Annotated in this window: 11 protein-coding genes; 4 read left to right on the forward strand and 7 right to left on the reverse strand. The window is 37.4% G+C overall.

All coding sequences use genetic code 11. The features are described 5' to 3' along the window. Window positions 1-6: 6 nt before the first annotated feature. From DDY94_RS01615 to DDY94_RS01630, 4 genes are all read right to left on the reverse strand, one after another. The gene (locus tag DDY94_RS01615; protein WP_111682274.1) at window positions 7-2313 is read right to left on the reverse strand and encodes a glycoside hydrolase family 65 protein; all 2307 of its coding nucleotides are present in this window, start codon (window positions 2311-2313) and stop codon (window positions 7-9) included. A 40-nt stretch (window positions 2314-2353) separates the two neighbouring features. Further along, complete coding sequence (gene pgmB / locus DDY94_RS01620) at window positions 2354-3010, reverse strand: beta-phosphoglucomutase (protein ID WP_111682275.1); 657 nt, start codon at window positions 3008-3010, stop codon at window positions 2354-2356. A gap of 6 nt (window positions 3011-3016) precedes the next feature. Beyond that, the gene (locus DDY94_RS01625) at window positions 3017-4375 is read right to left on the reverse strand and encodes an MFS transporter (protein ID WP_111682276.1); all 1359 of its coding nucleotides are present in this window, start codon (window positions 4373-4375) and stop codon (window positions 3017-3019) included. A 135-nt stretch (window positions 4376-4510) separates the two neighbouring features. Further along, window positions 4511-5557: a LacI family DNA-binding transcriptional regulator gene (locus DDY94_RS01630; protein WP_111682277.1), complete on the reverse strand. Its 1047-nt coding sequence runs from the start codon at window positions 5555-5557 to the stop codon at window positions 4511-4513. 271 nt (window positions 5558-5828) lie between these two features. Between DDY94_RS01630 and DDY94_RS01635 the strand changes: the two genes are divergently transcribed. The 4 genes from DDY94_RS01635 (at window position 5829) to DDY94_RS01650 (ending at window position 14724) form a co-directional block, all read left to right on the forward strand. Beyond that, complete coding sequence (locus DDY94_RS01635; RefSeq protein WP_111682278.1) at window positions 5829-8735, forward strand: SusC/RagA family TonB-linked outer membrane protein; 2907 nt, start codon at window positions 5829-5831, stop codon at window positions 8733-8735. 38 nt (window positions 8736-8773) lie between these two features. Then, a complete protein-coding gene (locus DDY94_RS01640; protein WP_232817796.1) occupies window positions 8774-10396 on the forward strand; it encodes a RagB/SusD family nutrient uptake outer membrane protein in 1623 nt (540 codons plus the stop codon). A 24-nt stretch (window positions 10397-10420) separates the two neighbouring features. After that, window positions 10421-11755: a SusE domain-containing protein gene (locus DDY94_RS01645; RefSeq protein ID WP_111682280.1), complete on the forward strand. Its 1335-nt coding sequence runs from the start codon at window positions 10421-10423 to the stop codon at window positions 11753-11755. Between the two features lie 80 nt (window positions 11756-11835). Further along, a complete protein-coding gene (locus tag DDY94_RS01650) occupies window positions 11836-14724 on the forward strand; it encodes an alpha-amylase family glycosyl hydrolase (RefSeq protein ID WP_111682281.1) in 2889 nt (962 codons plus the stop codon). Between the two features lie 52 nt (window positions 14725-14776). On the opposite strand, the gene DDY94_RS01655 is transcribed toward DDY94_RS01650, so the two are convergent. The 3 genes from DDY94_RS01655 to DDY94_RS01665 are packed head-to-tail and all read right to left on the reverse strand — an operon-like array spanning window position 14777 to window position 18598. Next, on the reverse strand, window positions 14777-15796 hold the full coding sequence (locus DDY94_RS01655) for a UDP-glucose--hexose-1-phosphate uridylyltransferase (RefSeq protein WP_111682282.1): 1020 nt from the start codon (window positions 15794-15796) through the stop codon (window positions 14777-14779). Window positions 15797-15800: 4 nt separating this feature from the next. After that, window positions 15801-16952, reverse strand: a complete 1152-nt coding sequence (galK, locus tag DDY94_RS01660) for a galactokinase (RefSeq protein WP_111682283.1) — start codon at window positions 16950-16952, stop codon at window positions 15801-15803. After that, window positions 16952-18598, reverse strand: coding sequence for a solute:sodium symporter family transporter (locus tag DDY94_RS01665; RefSeq protein WP_111682284.1), 1647 nt, complete (start codon window positions 18596-18598; stop codon window positions 16952-16954). The genes galK and DDY94_RS01665 overlap by 1 nt, the downstream gene beginning before the upstream one ends. Window positions 18599-18608 lie beyond the last annotated feature (10 nt).

Here is an 18608-nt window from a genome sequence, read left to right on the forward strand (position 1 = left end):
AATACGCTATACTGTCACCAAATTATTCGGTGAGATTGTAATGGCATTACCATTGACTAGAATTTCTAATTCATCGTCTCCTTCTAATTCAAAATGGGTATGTCCTTGGCAAACATTGACCTTTATGATCTGATGTCTAAAGTTCACTTTAAAAGAATATGCTTCCCACTGCTCAGGTATTTTCGGCTCGAAACTGAGCATGTTATCTTTTACACGCATTCCGCCAAAACCTTCAACAATACTCATCCAAGTACCCGCCATTGATGTGATATGTAGACCTTCATGAACTTCATGATTATAATCATCTAGATCTAATCGCGATGTTCTTAAATAGAAAGTGTAAGCCTGTTCCATTCGATCTAACTTCGCTGCCTGTATACTATGAACACAAGGAGATAATGAACTTTCATGAACTGTAAATGGTTCATAGAAATCAAAATGACGTTCTAATTCTTCAACACTGAAATGATCTTCAAAAAAGTAGAAGCCTTGAAGAGTATCTGCTTGCTTTATGTAAGGTGAACGCAAGATTCTATCCCACGACCACTTCTGATTGATAGGTCTTTGAGATTTATCGAGATCAGAAACTGTAATTAATTCTTTGTCTAAAAAGCCGTCTTGCTGCAAATACACATTGTGTTTTTCAGAAAACGGGAAAAACATATTATCAGCCACTTTAGACCAGTCTTTTATTTCCGCTTTCGACAATTTAGCCTTGTGCATCACACGCGTATAATCGTTGGCATATTCAGATTCTACACGCTTAATATTTTCAATAGCATAATTGATACACCATTGCGCAATGTAATTAGTGTACCAGTTGTTGTTTACATTATTCTCATATTCATTTGGACCGGTAACACCTAGAATCACATACTTATTCTTATCGGTAGAGAATGTTGCTCTTTGGTGCCAGAAACGGGCAATGGCAATAAGAACCTCGAGACCCATTTGTGGAATGTAGCTGTAGTCTCCTGTAAAGCGATAGTAATTGAAAATAGCAAACGCAATGGCACCATTTCTATGAATTTCTTCAAATGTAATTTCCCATTCGTTGTGGCATTCTTCACCATTCATAGTTACCATAGGATACAATGCCGCACCATTGGTAAATCCTAATTTCTCGGCATTTTCAATAGCCTTTTCTAGATGCTTATATCTGTAGGTCAGTAAGTTTCGAGCTACGCTCTGATCCTTGGTCGCCATATAAAATGGAATACAATAGGCTTCGGTATCCCAATAGGTACTACCTCCATATTTTTCACCTGTAAATCCTTTCGGGCCAATATTTAATTGTGGATCCGTCCCTAAATAAGTTTGGTTAAGATGGAAAATATTAAAACGAATACCTTGCTGCGCCTTTACATCGCCATCAATTGTAATGTCTGCCATGTCCCAGATCTTTGCCCAAGCTTCTTTCTGATGCTTCAGTAAGGCTTCAAATCCTGTCTTGGTAGCTTTATCCAGTACTTTCTTTGCAGCGGTAACTAGCTCGTACTTATCATGATTTCGGTCTACAGTATAACCACCAAATTTATGAATCGTGTACGTTTCGTTTTGCTTCACGTTATAACTATAACCAAAGGCAGCGCTATTAGAATCAGCACTAATGTTTGGTTCAATCATCACAGTTTTTCCATCTATAAAAACGCGAGACTCCATAAAGGTACAGGTGTAAAAATCTGTCTTCATGGTCTTAGCCTGAATGAATGCCTGATTGTTTTCATGGCTCACATTCAAGGTGTCCCAGAACTTGTCGTCCCAGTTGGTGTCTTCGTTTGTAATTCCACTATCTAGGTAAGGACGATAGGTAACTTTGGCATCAGAATTTAAAGGCTTAACATTATAATTGATGACACCTAATTCATCCATGTCTAAACTTAAAAAACGCTTTACAAAGACTTCAACCTTAATGTCACTTTGAAGTGTCGCAACGAAGCTTCGAGACAACCAACCTTCTTTCATGTTGAGTTCTCTTCTGAAATTTTCAATCTTTTTACATGTATGAAGGTCTAAGGCTTCATCGTTCACAAAAACATTGATGCCTATCCAATTTGGTGCGTTTAACACTTTTGCAAAATACTCTGGATAACCATTTTTCCACCAGCCCACACGGGTTTTATCTGGATAGTAAACACCGGCAATATAACTACCTTGAAACGTAGGTCCTGAGTATTTTTCTTCAAAATTTGCACGCTGCCCCATGGCACCGTTTCCGAGACTGAATAAGCTTTCTGAAGCTTTTACATTATCTGGATCAAATCCTTCTTCTAAGATCGACCAATCATTGGGTATGATATAATCTAAATTCATTGATATTCTTATTTGAAGGCATCGTTCTGCCTTCTATGTTTTAATTATTGATTAACGATTTAATAAAATCATCAGAGATTTCAGTAAAATCTTTAAACACGTATTGTGCATGTCCCAGCACATCTTCACTTCCTATGCCAATTGAAATCATATTGGCAACATTTGCGGCTTCAACACCGGCTACAGAATCTTCAAATACAATGCAATCTTTAGGGTTGACACCAAGTTGTTCTGCAGCGATCAAGAAAACTTCAGGATCTGGCTTTGCTTTGCTTACGTCATTACCATCAACGATGGCATCGAATGCTGATTTTAGATTCACCTGATCTAAGATCGTTCGTGCATTTTTACTCGCTGAACCAAGTGAAATGGCTTGTTGTTCTTCCTTCAAAAGCTGAAGTACTCTTGGAACATCGGGCAGAATTTCATCTTCATCCATATTGGAAATATGATTGAGATAATCTTCATTTTTTGCCGCCATCAAACCTTTGAATTGTTCGTCAGTAAGCGTCTTGTTTCCCCAAGACAATATTTTTTCGAGGGACTTAACACGACTAACGCCTTTGAGTTGTTCGTTTTCTTCCTCTGTAAAATCGATGTCTAAACTATTTGCCAGTTTCTTCCATGCCAAATAGTGATATTTTGCTGTATCTACGATGACACCATCTAGATCAAATATGAAGCCTTTTTTAGTCATTTAATATTAATTAATGGGAGTAGATACGACTTCATCATCAACATCTTTAACTCTAGAAACTAAGAGTGCGGCAATGATAAATGAAATACCACTTAACACTAAAGCGAAAATTGGTTTATCATTATATAAGTATTTCACCATTGGCCCTCCAATGAGCGCGTTCAGAATTTGTGGTAGAACAATAAAAAAGTTGAAAATACCCATATAAACGCCCATTTTTCTTGCTGGAATTGAGCCTGCGAGGATGGCATAAGGCATTGCCAAAATACTAGCCCAAGCGATACCCACACCAAACATTGATAATATCAACCAGTTTTTATCTGGTAATACATAAAGTGACAAGAGTCCAACGGCTCCAACGATCAAAGACATAGAGTGTGTCTTTTTACGCCCAATCTTTTTTGCGATTGCTGGCAGAAAAAAGGCATATACTGCTGAAACTGCGTTATAAACCCCAAACAATATACCAACCCAATCACCTGCATCTTGAAATCCTTTACTATGTGTGTCCGTAATATCTAGGCCATAAATATGTGAGGCAATGGCTGGTGTGGCAAAAACCCACATTCCGAATAATCCGAACCAAGAAAAGAATTGTACCCATGCTAATTGACGCATTGTATCGGGCATTTTTGCGAAATCGGAAAAAATATTCATCAAACTCGAAGATTCTTCTTCCGGTTCAACCTCACCCGAAGCAGCGTGAATTAAAGCCATCTCCTCTGGAGAATATTCCTTTGTTGTAGTAACTGTAACAAGGATACTTCCTATTAACACTGCTGCACCAATAAAAAATGATAGTAATAAATTCAAAGGAACTTCACCTGCTATAGCCTCGTTTGTAACACCAAACCAATTTGTTAAAACATAAGGCAGCCAAGATCCTACCACAGCGCCAATTCCTATTAACACAGTTTGAACACTAAAACCTAAAGTTCGTTGGTCTGCAGGAAGCACATCAGCTACTAATGCTCTGAATGGTTCCATAGCCACATTAAAAGAGGCATCCATAATCATCAACATTCCGGCACCAACCCATAAGGCAGGCATATAAGCCGTAAACATATCAGAATTTGGCATTAAAATTAATCCAATTGAGGCTAATATAGCACCAACTAAGAAGTATGGTCTTCGCCTTCCTAATTTGGTCCAGGTTTTATCACTGTAATGACCAATAATAGGCTGAACTATTAATCCAGTTAATGGTGCAACAATCCAAAACCATGATAACTCGTGAACATCGGCACCAAAAATTTGAAGTATTCTACTGGCGTTAGCATTTTGAAGGGCAAAACCCATCTGAACTCCCAAGAAACCGAAACTTAAATTCCAAATTTCCCAAAAGCTTAATCTACGCTTTTCCATGAAATAGTATATCTATTTAAGTTAATACTATTCTGACAAGCTATGCTTATCAAAACCTATGTGTAGAAGTGAAAATATAGGTTTTGATTCTGGGGTTAAAGATATAAAAGATTTTAAAACGGCAATGTTAAATTTCTATTTGGTGGATTCTCGCTCCACTAAATCAGTAGCAATAACAATGGTTTGAAAGGATTCTTCTTCGGTATCGTATTCCTTCTCGAGTTTGTCAATTAAGAGGTCGGCTGCGCGCTCACCCATTTGCTCTGCATGCTGACTAACCGTTGTTAAACCAGGTGTAGCATGCTTTGAAAGCACGCCATCTGTAAAGCCAATCACCTGAACATCATTTGGTATGTCTAAACCTAATTTGCGCGCCACCTTCATTGCAGAAAGGGCATAAAGTTCGTTGACTGCAAAAACACCATCAATGTCTTTATTCGACGTAAACAATTGTTCTATTTCATTTTCGAGCATGTCTAAATGCGATTCAAAATCAAAAGTATCATCGATCTTCAATATCAATTGTGCCTTTGGTACCATTTTATGTTCTTGCAAGGCTTCGAGATAACCCTGAGTTCGGAGTTTTCCAACACTCACATAATCTTTGGTAGTGATCAGAGCTATGGACTCGCATCCATTTTGAATTAATTTTTCAACTGCATTCTTTGCTCCATTAAGATCGTCAACTATCACCTTATCACAATTGATCTCTGAAACAACCCTATCAAACATCACAATGGGCATCCCTTGGCTCATGGTTTCATTGAAATGGTGAAAGTCTTGCAACTGCTGTGTCTCTTTCGAAATTGAAAGTATGAAACCATCAATACTACCATTTGCTAGCATTTCCATATTAATGACCTCCTTCGAGAAAGATTCATTAGACAAACCAATGATAACATTATAACCTCTGTTGTTGGCGACAGTCTCAACACCGCGAATAACCTTTGAAAAGAAATGGTGTACGATCTCAGGAATGATAATACCTATAGTATTTGTTTTTCGGTTTTTTAAACTAAGGGCAATATTATTAGGCCTGTAGTTATATAATTTAGCAAAGGCCTGAACTTTTTGTTTGGTATCATCGCTAATCTCTGGACTATTTCTTAAAGCCTTGGAAACAGTTGAAATAGAGACATCTAATTCTTTGGCAATTTGTTTGAGGGTAATTTTTCGCTTCATATTCAGTTAACATTAGGGAGCTATTGAGACCAATATAAGTGAATTTTCATATCTAAGGAATTTTTGACTTCACAATTTTAACATCCCCAAATTGACAATTTCTTAATTTTTTACTAATTTTCCTTCGCTATGATTAATCTCCAAAAAGTTTTTAACACGAAAACGTTTTCGTGATTTTCGTCATACAATTTAACATAATTTTTACATAGATTTAACCCGAGAAGTGAAAATATAGATCAATTAACTAAAGCAATTAATTTAAAATTATTGTATGAAAACATTCTTAAATGCTGTATTAATCTGTTTAATTATGATACCTGCAGCAATGTTTGCACAAACGCAAGTTTCAGGTACGGTTACAGATCAGGCAGACGCTATGCCTTTACCAGGGGTTAACATCCTGATTAAAGGAACTTCTAGAGGTGCATCAACAGATTTTGATGGTAAATTTACCATAGAAGTAAGTCAAGGAGAAACTATTGTTGTTTCTTACGTGGGTTATAGAACCCAAGAAATCATTTACGCTGGCCAAGCTACAATCGATGTTGCTCTTGTTGAAGACGCAGCACAATTAGATGAGGTTGTACTTATTGGTTATGGTTCTACAACTAAGCAAGATGCTACCGGGGTTGTTGAGCAAGTAAGTGCAGAAGAATTTAATAAAGGTGCCATTGTAGCACCTCAACAACTTATTGCAGGTAAAGCTGCCGGTGTACGTGTTACACCAGGAGGCGGTGCAGCCGGTGAAGGTGGAGAAATTAGAATTCGTGGTGGTGCTTCTTTATCAGCATCTAACGCTCCTCTTATCGTAATCGACGGTTTACCAATTGACCAGAGAGGTGGTGCACAGGGTAGCCGTAACGCCTTAAACGCAATTAACCCAGAAGACATTAAAGATTTTGTGGTTTTAAAAGACGCATCTGCAACGGCTATTTATGGTTCGAGAGCATCTAATGGTGTTATCTTAATTACTACCAAAAAAGGTCGTGCGAATCAACCATTAAAATTAGAGTACGGTTTACAAGTATCTACAAGACGTGTAGCCAATACTGTTGATGTTTTAAATGCTGATCAATACAGAACTATTGCCTTAGCTAATGGTGTTGACCCATCAGAGTTAGGTGATGCAAACACAGATTGGCAAGATGAACTTTTCACTACAGGTGTTGGTGCTATTCACAATATCACTGCAACTAAGGGTTATGAAAATTTCAATTTCAGAATCAATTTCAACCATGCTTCACAAGAAGGTCCACTTCAGGATTTATATGAAAGAAATGGTTTAAATACATCTTTCGAACATCGTTTCTTAGATAACGATTTAAAATTGACTTTAATCGCTAAAGTTGTTAGAGATGAGTTTGACTATGAAAATGGTAGAGCATTAGGTGAAGCTGTACGTTTCAATCCTACCTTACCTATTAGAGATGAAAACGGAGCATTTACGCAATATGGTCCTGGTGCACCATTAGCACCTTCAAATCCATTATGGAGTATTGCCAATGAAAACTTTACAAGTAGACAAACAATCGACAGAGTTATTTCAAACTTTAATATTGACTACAGATTCTGGTTCTTACCTGAATTAAAATTCAATCTTAATGCGGGTATCGATTATGCTGAAAACGAAGGTTTCCGTTTTGATCGAGCAAATCCAAATAACCCAGATGCATTTGATACTAATGAGATTTCTAGTGGTTTAAACAGAAACACCAACTTAGATTTCACATTCAATTACAAAAAAGATATTGAATCTATAAACACTAAAGTAGACCTTATGGTAGGTCATGCTTTCCAGGAATTCTATATTCAATCCTTTGTAGACAGACAGTCTAACATTACACTTGTTGATACTGATATCAATAGAAATGCACTTGAGTCTTACTTTGCCAGAGCAAGTTTTGATATTGCTGATAAATACTTAGTATCTGCAATTATTAGAACTGATGGTTCTTCAAGATTCTCAGAAGATAATCGTTGGGGTACATTCCCAGGTTTATCTGTAGGTTGGAAAATTATGAACGAATCATGGATGGAAGATTCATTCTTCTCAAATCTTAAGATTAGAGGTGGATGGGGTGTTACCGGACAGCAAGAAATTGGTGAAAACTACGGTTTCTTAGGAGTTTATACACCTTCAAGAAATGATGCCGCAAACATTCAGTTTGGTTTCGTTCCTGGTACTGAAGATCCAAGATTTATTCAAACAATTCGTCCACAAGGTTTTGATAGTAATATCAAATGGGAGGAAACAACGCAGTATAACGCTGGTATCGATTTCGGATTCTTTAACAACCGATTAACTGGTACTATTGACGGTTACTACAGAGAAACTGATGACTTATTATCATTTGTACCTGTACCTGCTGGTGCAAACCTTACTGATTTACTTTTAACAAACATTGGTTCTGTTACAAGTAGAGGTTTAGAGATCGCTTTAAACGGTGTGATCGTTCAGAATGATAATTTTAACTGGGATTCTAATTTCAATATCACATTCCAGGAGCAAGAAATTACGCGTTTAAGTTTAAATGACGCTGCTGGTTTCCAACAACAAGTTGGAGGAATTTCTGGTGGTGTTGGTAACAACATTCAGTTATTCAAGCCTGGTTTCGATCCTACAACATTCTTTGTGTTTAGACAAGTTTATGACGATCAAGGAAATCCAATCCAAGGTGCTTACGTAGATGTAAATGGTGACAACCAAATTACTGAAGCAGACAGACAGCCATACAAAAAGGCTACTCCTGATGCATTCTTCGGATTTACAAACAGCTTTAGCTATAAGAATTTAGACCTGAACTTTACCTTTAGAGGTTCTGTTGGTAATCATGTATACAACAACAATGCATCAGACACAGGTAACTTAAATTCAATTACAAACCAACCTGGTTATATTGCTAACGCACATGCTAGTTTCTTAGATACGAACTTTAGTAGCCAAGAATTATTTTCAGACTACTATATAGAGCGTGCTGACTTCGTGAGATTAGATAACATTTCATTAGGATACACAATTCCTTTTGATAAAATTACTTTAAGAACTTCACTTACAGCAACTAATGTATTTGTAATTACTGATTACAGCGGATTAGATCCTGAAATCAGTAATGGTATTGAAAATAGCCCATATCCTAGAACTAGAGATATTGTATTGGGTCTTAACTTAACATTCTAAAAAAAACGATGAAAACTAAATATTTAAATTTTAAAGCTATGATGAAAAGAACGACAGTGTTTCTATGCGTTGCATTCTTAAGCTTGGTAGTGGTACAATCTTGTGCCGACCGCTTAGAATTGCAGCCTGAAGATGAGAGACTTGTTGGTGATGCTGCTTTCGAAGATCCAGCTGCTTATGAAGAGTTCCTCGGTAAATTATATGCCGGGATTTCATTGAGTGGACAGGAAGGACCAGCGGGTTCACCAGATTTAGCAGGTCTCGATGAAGGGTTTTCCAATTACCTAAGATTGTATTGGAAAATGCAAGAACTTACAACCGATGAGGCAATTATCGGATGGAATGACGGAACTATACAAGATTTACATAATCAGGTATGGACGTCTGGTAACGAGTTTATTCGTACCATGTACAGTAGAATTATGTATCAAGTTGCACTTTGTAACGAATACTTAAGACAAACTACTGATGGTAAATTAGACAGCAGAGGTGTTGGCGCTGATTTAAGAGCTGAAATTCAGATCTATCGCGCAGAAGCTAGATTCTTACGTGCTTTGTCTTACTGGCATGCAATGGATTTATTTGCTAATCCACCTTTCGTGACGGAACAAGATCCTATTGGAGCATTTTTACCGCCACAAATTCAACGCGCAGATCTTTTTGCTTATATCGAAGCTGAATTGTTAGACATTATTGACGATATGGCTCAGGCTAATGCAGATCCTGTAGTATATTATGGTAGAGCAGATCGTGCTGCTGCATGGATGCTTTTAGCTAAACTTTATCTTAATGCTGAAGTTTACACTGGTACTGCAAGATATGCTGATGCCTTAACTTATGTAAATAATGTAATCGGTGCAGGTTATTCAATTGATACCTCTATCCCATACTTCCACTCATTCTTAGCTGACAACTCAACTAATGGTGCTCAGTCTGAAGTGATTTTTACAATTCCATTTGATGGTTTAAGAACACAAGCTTTTGGTGGAATGACATTCATGACACACGCACCTGTAGGTGGAACAATGAATGACGTTGCTACTTCTTTCTTCGGAATTAATGGTGGATGGTTCGGTATTAGAACTACACCAACATTTGTGGAGTTATTCCCAGGTGAAGAGAACTCTGATGACGGTAGAGCATTAATTTGGACAGATGGTCAAAATAAAGACATCAATACAGTAAGTATGTTTACTGACGGATATGGTTTATTCAAATACAGAAATGTTGACGTAGATGGTAACCAAGGTTCTGATACCTCTGGAGATCATACTGATATCGACTTCCCAATGTTCAGATTGGCAGATGCCTACTTAATGTATGCTGAGATTGTAGCACGAGGTGCTGGTGGTGATGCCAATACTGCTGCTACTTATGTTAATATGCTAAGAGAGCGTGCTTATGGTAACACAAGTGGAAATATTTCTGCTGGTGATATTACATTAGACTTTGTTCTTGATGAACGTGGAAGAGAATTATATTGGGAAGCTCACAGAAGAACTGACCTTATTAGATTTAATAGATTCTCTGACAACGGCATTTGGCAGTGGAAAGGAGGAGTACAACCAGGTACAACTACTGAATCATTTAGAGATATCATGCCTATTCCTGAAACAGATTTAGGCTTAAACACTAACTTAGAACAAAACCCTGGATACTAATCCAACAATTAATTAATAATAAACATGAAAAAATTATCAATTATAGGCCTTTTCATCTTTGCCTTAATAAACTTTAACAGTTGTGAAATGGAAGATGACGTTGTTTTCACAACTCAAGACCCGGCTGGATTTGTATTCACCAACTCGACTTTAAATAGTTATTTATTATCACCATTAACATCAAGCAATTTAGGTGAGCGTTTTACTTGGGGCGCTGCTGATTTTGGTGTACCAACTAACGTTACTTACGAACTTCAAAGTTCTGCTGTAGGTGACTTCTCTGATGCTGAAGTTGTAGCAACAACTATCGAAAACGAAGCTGCTATGACTATTGGTCAAATGATGAATGTGGCGATGGCAGCAGGTTTAGATGCTGATCCAGATTCTCCTGCTCCAAATGTTGGAACAATCTCTGTAAGATTAAGAGCATTTGTAGGTGACGGTGGTCAGGAAGCATTTTCTGATGCATTAGTACTTAATGTTGAACTTTTAGAAGACACTGGCGGTGGCGGTGGTGGTATCACAATCGCTGAACTAGGAGTTGTAGGTTCTGGTTACAACAACTGGGGAGCATATGCTGATGGATTCTTCTACACTACTGATACTCCAGATGTATATGTAGCTTACGTTACATTAGTAGATGGTGAGATCAAGTTCAGATTAAATAACGACTGGGGAACTAACTATGGAGGTTCTGGTGGAACTTTAGAATTAGATGGTGCTAACATTGCTGTAACTGCAGGTGACTACAGAATTACAGTTGATTTAGCTAACCTTACTTATGAAATTGAGGCCTATTCTTGGGGTGTTGTAGGATCTGCATTCAACGATTGGGGTGGTGCAGGACCAGATGGTAAATTCTACTATGACTATACGACAAACACATTCAAAAAAGGTATCCGTTTAATGGATGGTGAAATGAAGGTTCGTTTCAACAACGATTGGGGATTAAACTATGGAGATACTGGAGCTGATGGAACTATCGATCAAGATGGTGACAATATTGCTGTATCTGCAGGTCACTACCTTTTAACTTTGGATTTAGTTAACGGAACAATCTCTATCGATGACACAGCTAGTGTATTTGGTGTTGTAGGTTCTGGTTTTAACGACTGGGGTGGTGCAGGACCAGATTTCTCACTAACTGAAATCCAAGAAGGAGTTTACTATGGAGATATAGTTACGCTTCTAGATGGTGAAATTAAGTTTAGAGCTAACAACGATTGGGGATTAAACTACGGTGACTCTGGTGCTGACGGTATCATTGATCAAGATGGAGATAACATTCCTTCTACTGCTGGACCTGCAAGAGTATGGTTAGATCTTAACACTGGAGAATATTCAGTATTACAATTCTAATTTCAATCTCGTTTAAATGAGATAAGCTAATATAAAAGGCATGTTGATTAATTGGCATGCCTTTTTTACAAAAAAATGTTATGAATAAAATTTTACCTTTTCTTATTACCTTCGTTACGTTTGGAGCGTTCGCTCAACAACAGACTGTAGCCTATGAAATTGATCCGTGTACCTTTACGGAAGGTGAATCCGTGACTATTACCTTCGATGGTGCTTCAATAGATGAAGCGGCCTGGGGAGTTAATAATAACCAGCTCTTTTTATGGGCATGGTCATTCGATACTAATGATCAGAATATACAAGATTGTCCTACTAATGGATCGTGGACAAATTCTAGTAGTTCTAATATGCTAACATATAATGGTGGTGCAGATGAATACAGCATCACGATTGTACCTACTACTTTTTATGGTAGAACAAACATCGGTAGAATCGGTTTTTTAGTGAAAGCACAAGACGGTTCTGGCGATAAAAAAACACAAGATATTATTGCTGAAGTTGGAGAAAGTAATTTTCAGATTAACAGATCTGCTCCTACCAGCAACACAGTTTTAATTGATTCTGGAGATACTGTAGATATCGTTGCTGAAAATACATGTGGTAACGCTAATTATGTTTTAAAAGCCAACGGTGTTACAATTTCAACACAGAACAATACAACTAGTTTTAGCTATTCAGACACAAACATCACCGTAAATAAAAACTACGAATTAGTAGTTACAGTTGGTGCTGACGAAAAAACTGAACAGTTTACAGCATTATTGAATCATAATACAACGTTCGAAATAATGCCGGAAGATTATGAAGATGGTATTAATTACGACCCTAACGATCCAACAACAGCTACATTAGTTTTATACGCCTTAAATAAGGATTTTGTATATGTAGCAGGAAGTTTCAACAACTGGCAGCCAACAAGTGCTTATGCCATGAAGAGAGACTTTACCAGAAATAATCGTTTCTGGATTACCCTTACAGGTTTAACTCCAGGACAGATAGAAACTTATCAGTATTGGGCAGTTGATGAAAATCCAATCCCAAATTCTCCAGCCTTAGTTAAAACAGCAGATCCTTACTCAACATTGGTTTTATCACCATTTGATGATCCTTTTATCCCTTCAGAATCATATCCTAATTTACCAACTTATCCAGATGGACAAGAGCGTGAAGTGACCGTATTACAAACAGGTCAGACTCCATATGATTGGCAAGTGACTAATTTTCAAAAACCGAAAAAAGAAGATCTAATCATTTATGAGGTACTCATTAGAGATTTCGATAGCGGAAGAAACTACCAAGATCTTATCGATCGTATCGACTATTTTAAAAATCTTAATGTGAATGCTATTCAGCTTATGCCTGTAATGGAATATGAAGGCAATGAAAGCTGGGGTTATAATACCTCATTCCACATGGCATTAGATAAGTTCTACGGAACTGAAGACAAGTTCAAAGAATTTGTTGATCTATGCCATCAAAATGGAATTGCAGTTATCTTAGATTTAGCTATTAACCATGCATTCGGCAGAAACCCTATGGTTCGCTTATGGATGGATGACGCTGATGGCGATGGATGGGGAGGACCAAGTTCTGAAAACCCTTACTTCAATACAGTACCATTACATAGCTACAATGTAGGTTCTGATTATGACCATTCTAATTCATTCACAAGAGCCTATACTAAACGTGTAGTTAAGCATTGGGTTGAAGAATTCAAAATTGATGGTATTCGTTGGGATCTTACCAAAGGATTTACTCAAAACTGTAGTGCTAATGATGAAGGTTGCACCAATGGTTACCAACAGGACCGTGTAGACGTTCTAAGAGAATATGCTGACTACTCTTGGTCTTTAGATCCTAATCATTATGTAATTTTTGAGCACCTAGGAAGTGAAAATGAAGAGAAAGAATGGGCAAACTACCGTTTTAACGAAGGTAAAGGAATTATGATGTGGGGTAAAATGACAGACCCTTACAATGAACTTACTATGGGACAGAACGGTAACAAAAACATAAATGGTATCGGACATAAGTCTAGAGCTTCTTTCCAAGGCCCAAGAGTTGTAGGTTATCCTGAAAGTCATGACGAAGAGCGTTTAATGTATAAGAATCTTGCATTCGGTAACACTAGTAATGGTGGTCATAATGTTCAAAATCTAAATACGGCGTTATCAAGAATGTCTGCTCTTGCCGCTGTATCTGTTATGGTACCAGGTCCAAAAATGATTTGGCATTTTGGAGAACTCGGTATGGAGAATTCGATATTTACTTGTACAAACGGTACAACTAATTTCCCAGGTGATAGTGATGGTAATGGCGACTGTAAATTAGACACTAAGCCACAACCACAATGGACTAATAACTGGTTAACAGATGCTATTAGAGGTCAGGTATACCAAGACTGGGCTAATCTTCACTTGCTAAAAACTGAGGAGCCAGTGTTTGAAGGCGACTATAACATGACTTCTGGTGATTTTACACCACGAATCGACATTTTTGATACCAGTATTCCAACAAATGAGCTGAGAAATGTGATCATTCTAGCCAACTTTGACGTAACTACTAGAAGTGTAAGTACAAACTTCCCAGGAGGCGTAACGTCAACTTGGTACGACTTAATGGATCCAACTGGAAATACAACTGTAGACAATTCTACAACATCGCTTTCAATTCCGGCAGGTCAATTTAGAATATTAGGAAATCAGCCTTCAAATGTGTTAAGTGTTGCTGATGAAACCTTCTCTAATTTCACAATTTATCCTAATCCAACGCGCACATCATTTAGTGTTAGCACTAATGTTTCAAACGTTGAGATTTATGATCTAACAGGAAAAATGGTGAAAGCATATCAAGGTGATTTTACAAGAACAGATGCATTCGATATTTCTAGTCTAAATACAGGAATGTATATCGTAAAAGTTGAAAATGATAGTAACCAAACTATGACAACTAAGTTAGTCAAGCTCTAATTATAAAGTGTTATTTGAGCTAAAAAAGGCTTCTCAGTGAGAAGCCTTTTTTTTATAGTAATTCTTTCAAAGTTTGTGCAGCAGATTCGGCTGTTATATCACGCTGTGGACTTGCAAACATCTCATAGCCTACCATAAACTTCTTCACAGTGGCACTCCTTAAAAGAGGTGGATAAAAACTCATATGCCAATGCCAATGTTCATGGTTTGAATTATTTGTCGGCGCTTGATGTATTCCGCTTGAATACGGAAATGAACAGTTAAACAGCTTATCGTACACCTTAGTAACGACTGAAATTACCTCCGCAAATTGAATGGTCTCAGTTGGTTTTATCTCAGTGATATTTGTTTGATGTGCCTTGGGTAGAATCATAATTTCATAAGGCCATATCGCCCAGAATGGCACCAATGCTACAAAGGATTCGTTCTGAAATACAATCCGATGATTAAGCTTCAATTCTTGATCTAAATAAGCCGCCAACATTGATTTTTTATTGCTTTTGAAATAATTCAGTTGGCTCCTATCCTTTTTAATCACCTCATTTGGTAAACTATGCTGACTCCATATCTGTCCGTGCGGATGCGGATTACTGCATCCCATTATTTCACCCTTATTCTCAAAGATCTGAACATAATTAATGAAGTCATTCTGACCCAGATTTTCATACTCCGTTTGCCACGCCAAAATCACTTTTTCAATATCTTCTTTAGACATTTGTGCCAGGCTCTTAGAATGATCAGGGCTAAAACAAACAACTTTACATATTCCGGTTTCGGTTTCGGCTTTTATAAGACCATCATTGAAACTTTCTTTTTCTGTATGTTGCGTGAGGGCTGCAAAATCATTTTCAAATATAAAAACGTCAGTATATTTAGGATTTACAGCGCCATTAGCTCTAGTGTTTCCAGGACATAAATAACAATTGGGGTCGTACGTTGGTCTTTCACCTTTAGCTTGCTCCTCTTGTTTGCCTTGCCATGGTCGTTTTGTTCGGTGAGGCGATACCAACACCCATTCTTCGGTAAGAATATTAAAACGTCTGTGTGATAAATTATTTAGGAATGATTTCATATGCTTACATTTTTACTACTCGGGTACCATCACTTAATTTCACTTTATGAATACTGCAGGTTCTATCAAACTTCCGTTGATATAAATTTGAAATTGATTTTTGAAATTCTTCCGAATTCGATTTCAATACCAAATTAATGGTACAGCCTCCAAATCCACCGCCAACCATCCGAGCTCCAACTACATAATTCATTTGCTTTGCTTCTTCAATTAAGAAATCGAGCTCCTTGCAACTTACTTGATACATTGTACTTTGACCATGATGTGACAGATATAGTAATTGGCCAACTTGCTCAATATCATTTTGCTTCAACAACTTTTTGCATTCTACAACGCGATCATTCTCCTCAAGGACATAAAGCCCTTTTTGATAATCGGCATTGGAAATTTTAGATTTTAGCGTTTCAAGTTCTTCAAAAGTGACGTCGCGCAAGGATAATTTATTTAATTGGTGTGCAATTTTATGGCAGACCTCGTAGCGTTCATTATAGGCACTTTCCGCCAGGGCGTGCTTCACGTTTGAATTTACCAAAAGGATATCATAGGCATTGAGATCGATAAATACTGGTTCAGATTGAAGCGATTCACAATCTAAAAATAAAGCGTGGTCTTCTACACCAAACATACTTGCAAACTGATCCATAATACCACATTTAACACCAACATAATTGTGTTCTGCTTTTTGCGACACATGGATGAGTTCCATTTTAGACAACCCTAGTTGAAACAATTCATTTAATCCAAAAACCAAACTATTTTCTAGAGCTGCAGACGATGACAAACCAGATCCTACAGGAATATCGCCTTTAAACACACAATTAAAATTAGTGATGTTCGGATTGACCTTCATTAGTTCAGCGATAACGCCGATAATGTAGTTTTTCCAGGTTGGTGCTTCAATTCGATTGAGATTTTTAAGATCAACTTCTAAAGTCTCCTTCATATCTACTGAAACAATAGTTGAATGCGCATTTTCACTTTTACTGATCATTAAAGCAATCCCTTTATCTATGGCAGCAGGAAACACAAAGCCATTATTATAATCGGTATGTTCACCTATCAGATTAATTCTACCTGGTGAAAAAACCATAAGTGCTTCACCTTCAAACTCAGCTTGAAATTTTTCTTTAACAGTATGTATTAATTCATAATTCATCAGGCGAAATAGACATAAATGGCAATTACAAAAACAACAATTGCAATACTTGCGGTCTTCACATATTTCCAAGGTGTAATATCAACTTGCTCCGTGTAGGTCATTTCAAATGGTTCAGATTTTGGTCGAAGCTTACCAATAATGAGCATGATGATTATGTTGAGCACAAATAGAATAGCCATAATATCCAAGAAGTGCGGATAGGCCTTTGCTTCAACCAGTGCTAATGCCGATTCAGAGGTGATGCCACTAGACTTGGCCTTATCCAAAGCCTTTTCTACAAAATAAGGTTGCAAAAAGAACTGACTGATTATGTAAAATAAACATCCTGTAATGAGTCCGATCTTAGCAGCAATAGCCGGAACGCGCTTAGTGAAATAGCCAACAACAATGATCGTTAAAATAGGTATACTATAAATACCGTTGACCTCTTGAAGGTAATCGAACAAGCTTCCGGCATTTTCTATCAATGGGGCGATAAACATAGATAGAAAGGCCAAAACAATTCCGAATATCTTGCCGTATTTCACTGTGGTTTTATCATCAGCTTCTTTATTGATATGTTGCTTGTAAACGTCTAAGCCAAAAAGTGTAACTGAACTATTCAACACACTATTGAATGAACTCAAAATAGCACCGAACAATACAGCAGCAAAAAAGCCAACCCATGCATCGGGTAAAACTCTTTTTACTAGAGCCGGATAAGCATCATCACCATTTTCGAGCTGACCATCAAAAACGTAAAACGCAATTAATCCTGGCAAAACCACAATAATTGGTCCCAGTATTTTTATAAATGAAGCCAACAGCAATCCCTTCTGGCCTTCTTTAAGATCCTTTGCGCCTAATGCCCTTTGAATTATTTGCTGATTGGTGCCCCAATAAAACAGCTGAACCAACATCATCCCGGTAAAAATGGTATAAAATGGCACAGGATCGGTGAGGCTTCCTGTTGATTTAAATTTTTCAGGGTTCTCGTTGGTGAGAATCGCTAATCCGTCAAACATATTCCCGTCACCAATTAACATCAAACCAAAAACAGGAATTAAAAGACCACCAACTAAAAGCCCTATGGCATTTATGGAATCTGAAACGGCTACCGCCTTCAAACCTCCAAAAATGGCATACACAGAACCTACAATTCCGATACCCCAAATACAAATTCGTAAGGCTACTGATTTTGAGACGCCCAACAACTCTGGCACATCAAACATGCCACTTAACGCAATGGAGCCCGAGTATAAAATAATTGGCAAAAGTACCACTACATAACCAGTTAAAAAAAGTACTGAGGTTATGGTTTTTGTTGAAGTATCAAATCGATCCATTAAGAATTGCGGCACAGTTGTTATACCACCTTTTAGATATCGAGGTAATAAATAAATCGCAGTAACAACCATGGCAATGGCAGCAAGTGTTTCCCAAACCATAACTGAGAGGCCACTTTCATAGGCCGAACCATTTAAACCAACAATCTGCTCTGTTGAAAGATTAGTTAAAAGCAGCGACCCTGCTATAACACCAGCTGTTAAACTTCGACCTCCAAGAAAATATCCGTCTAAGGTCGACTCTTTGGTTGATCTTGTTTTGAGATATGAAATCACAGCGACAAAAAGTGTAAATCCGATAAAGGCTAAAATCTGCATGGTTTATGAT

Source organism: Winogradskyella tangerina (assembly GCF_003260205.1).
Taxonomy (GTDB): Bacteria; Bacteroidota; Bacteroidia; order Flavobacteriales; family Flavobacteriaceae; genus Winogradskyella; species Winogradskyella tangerina.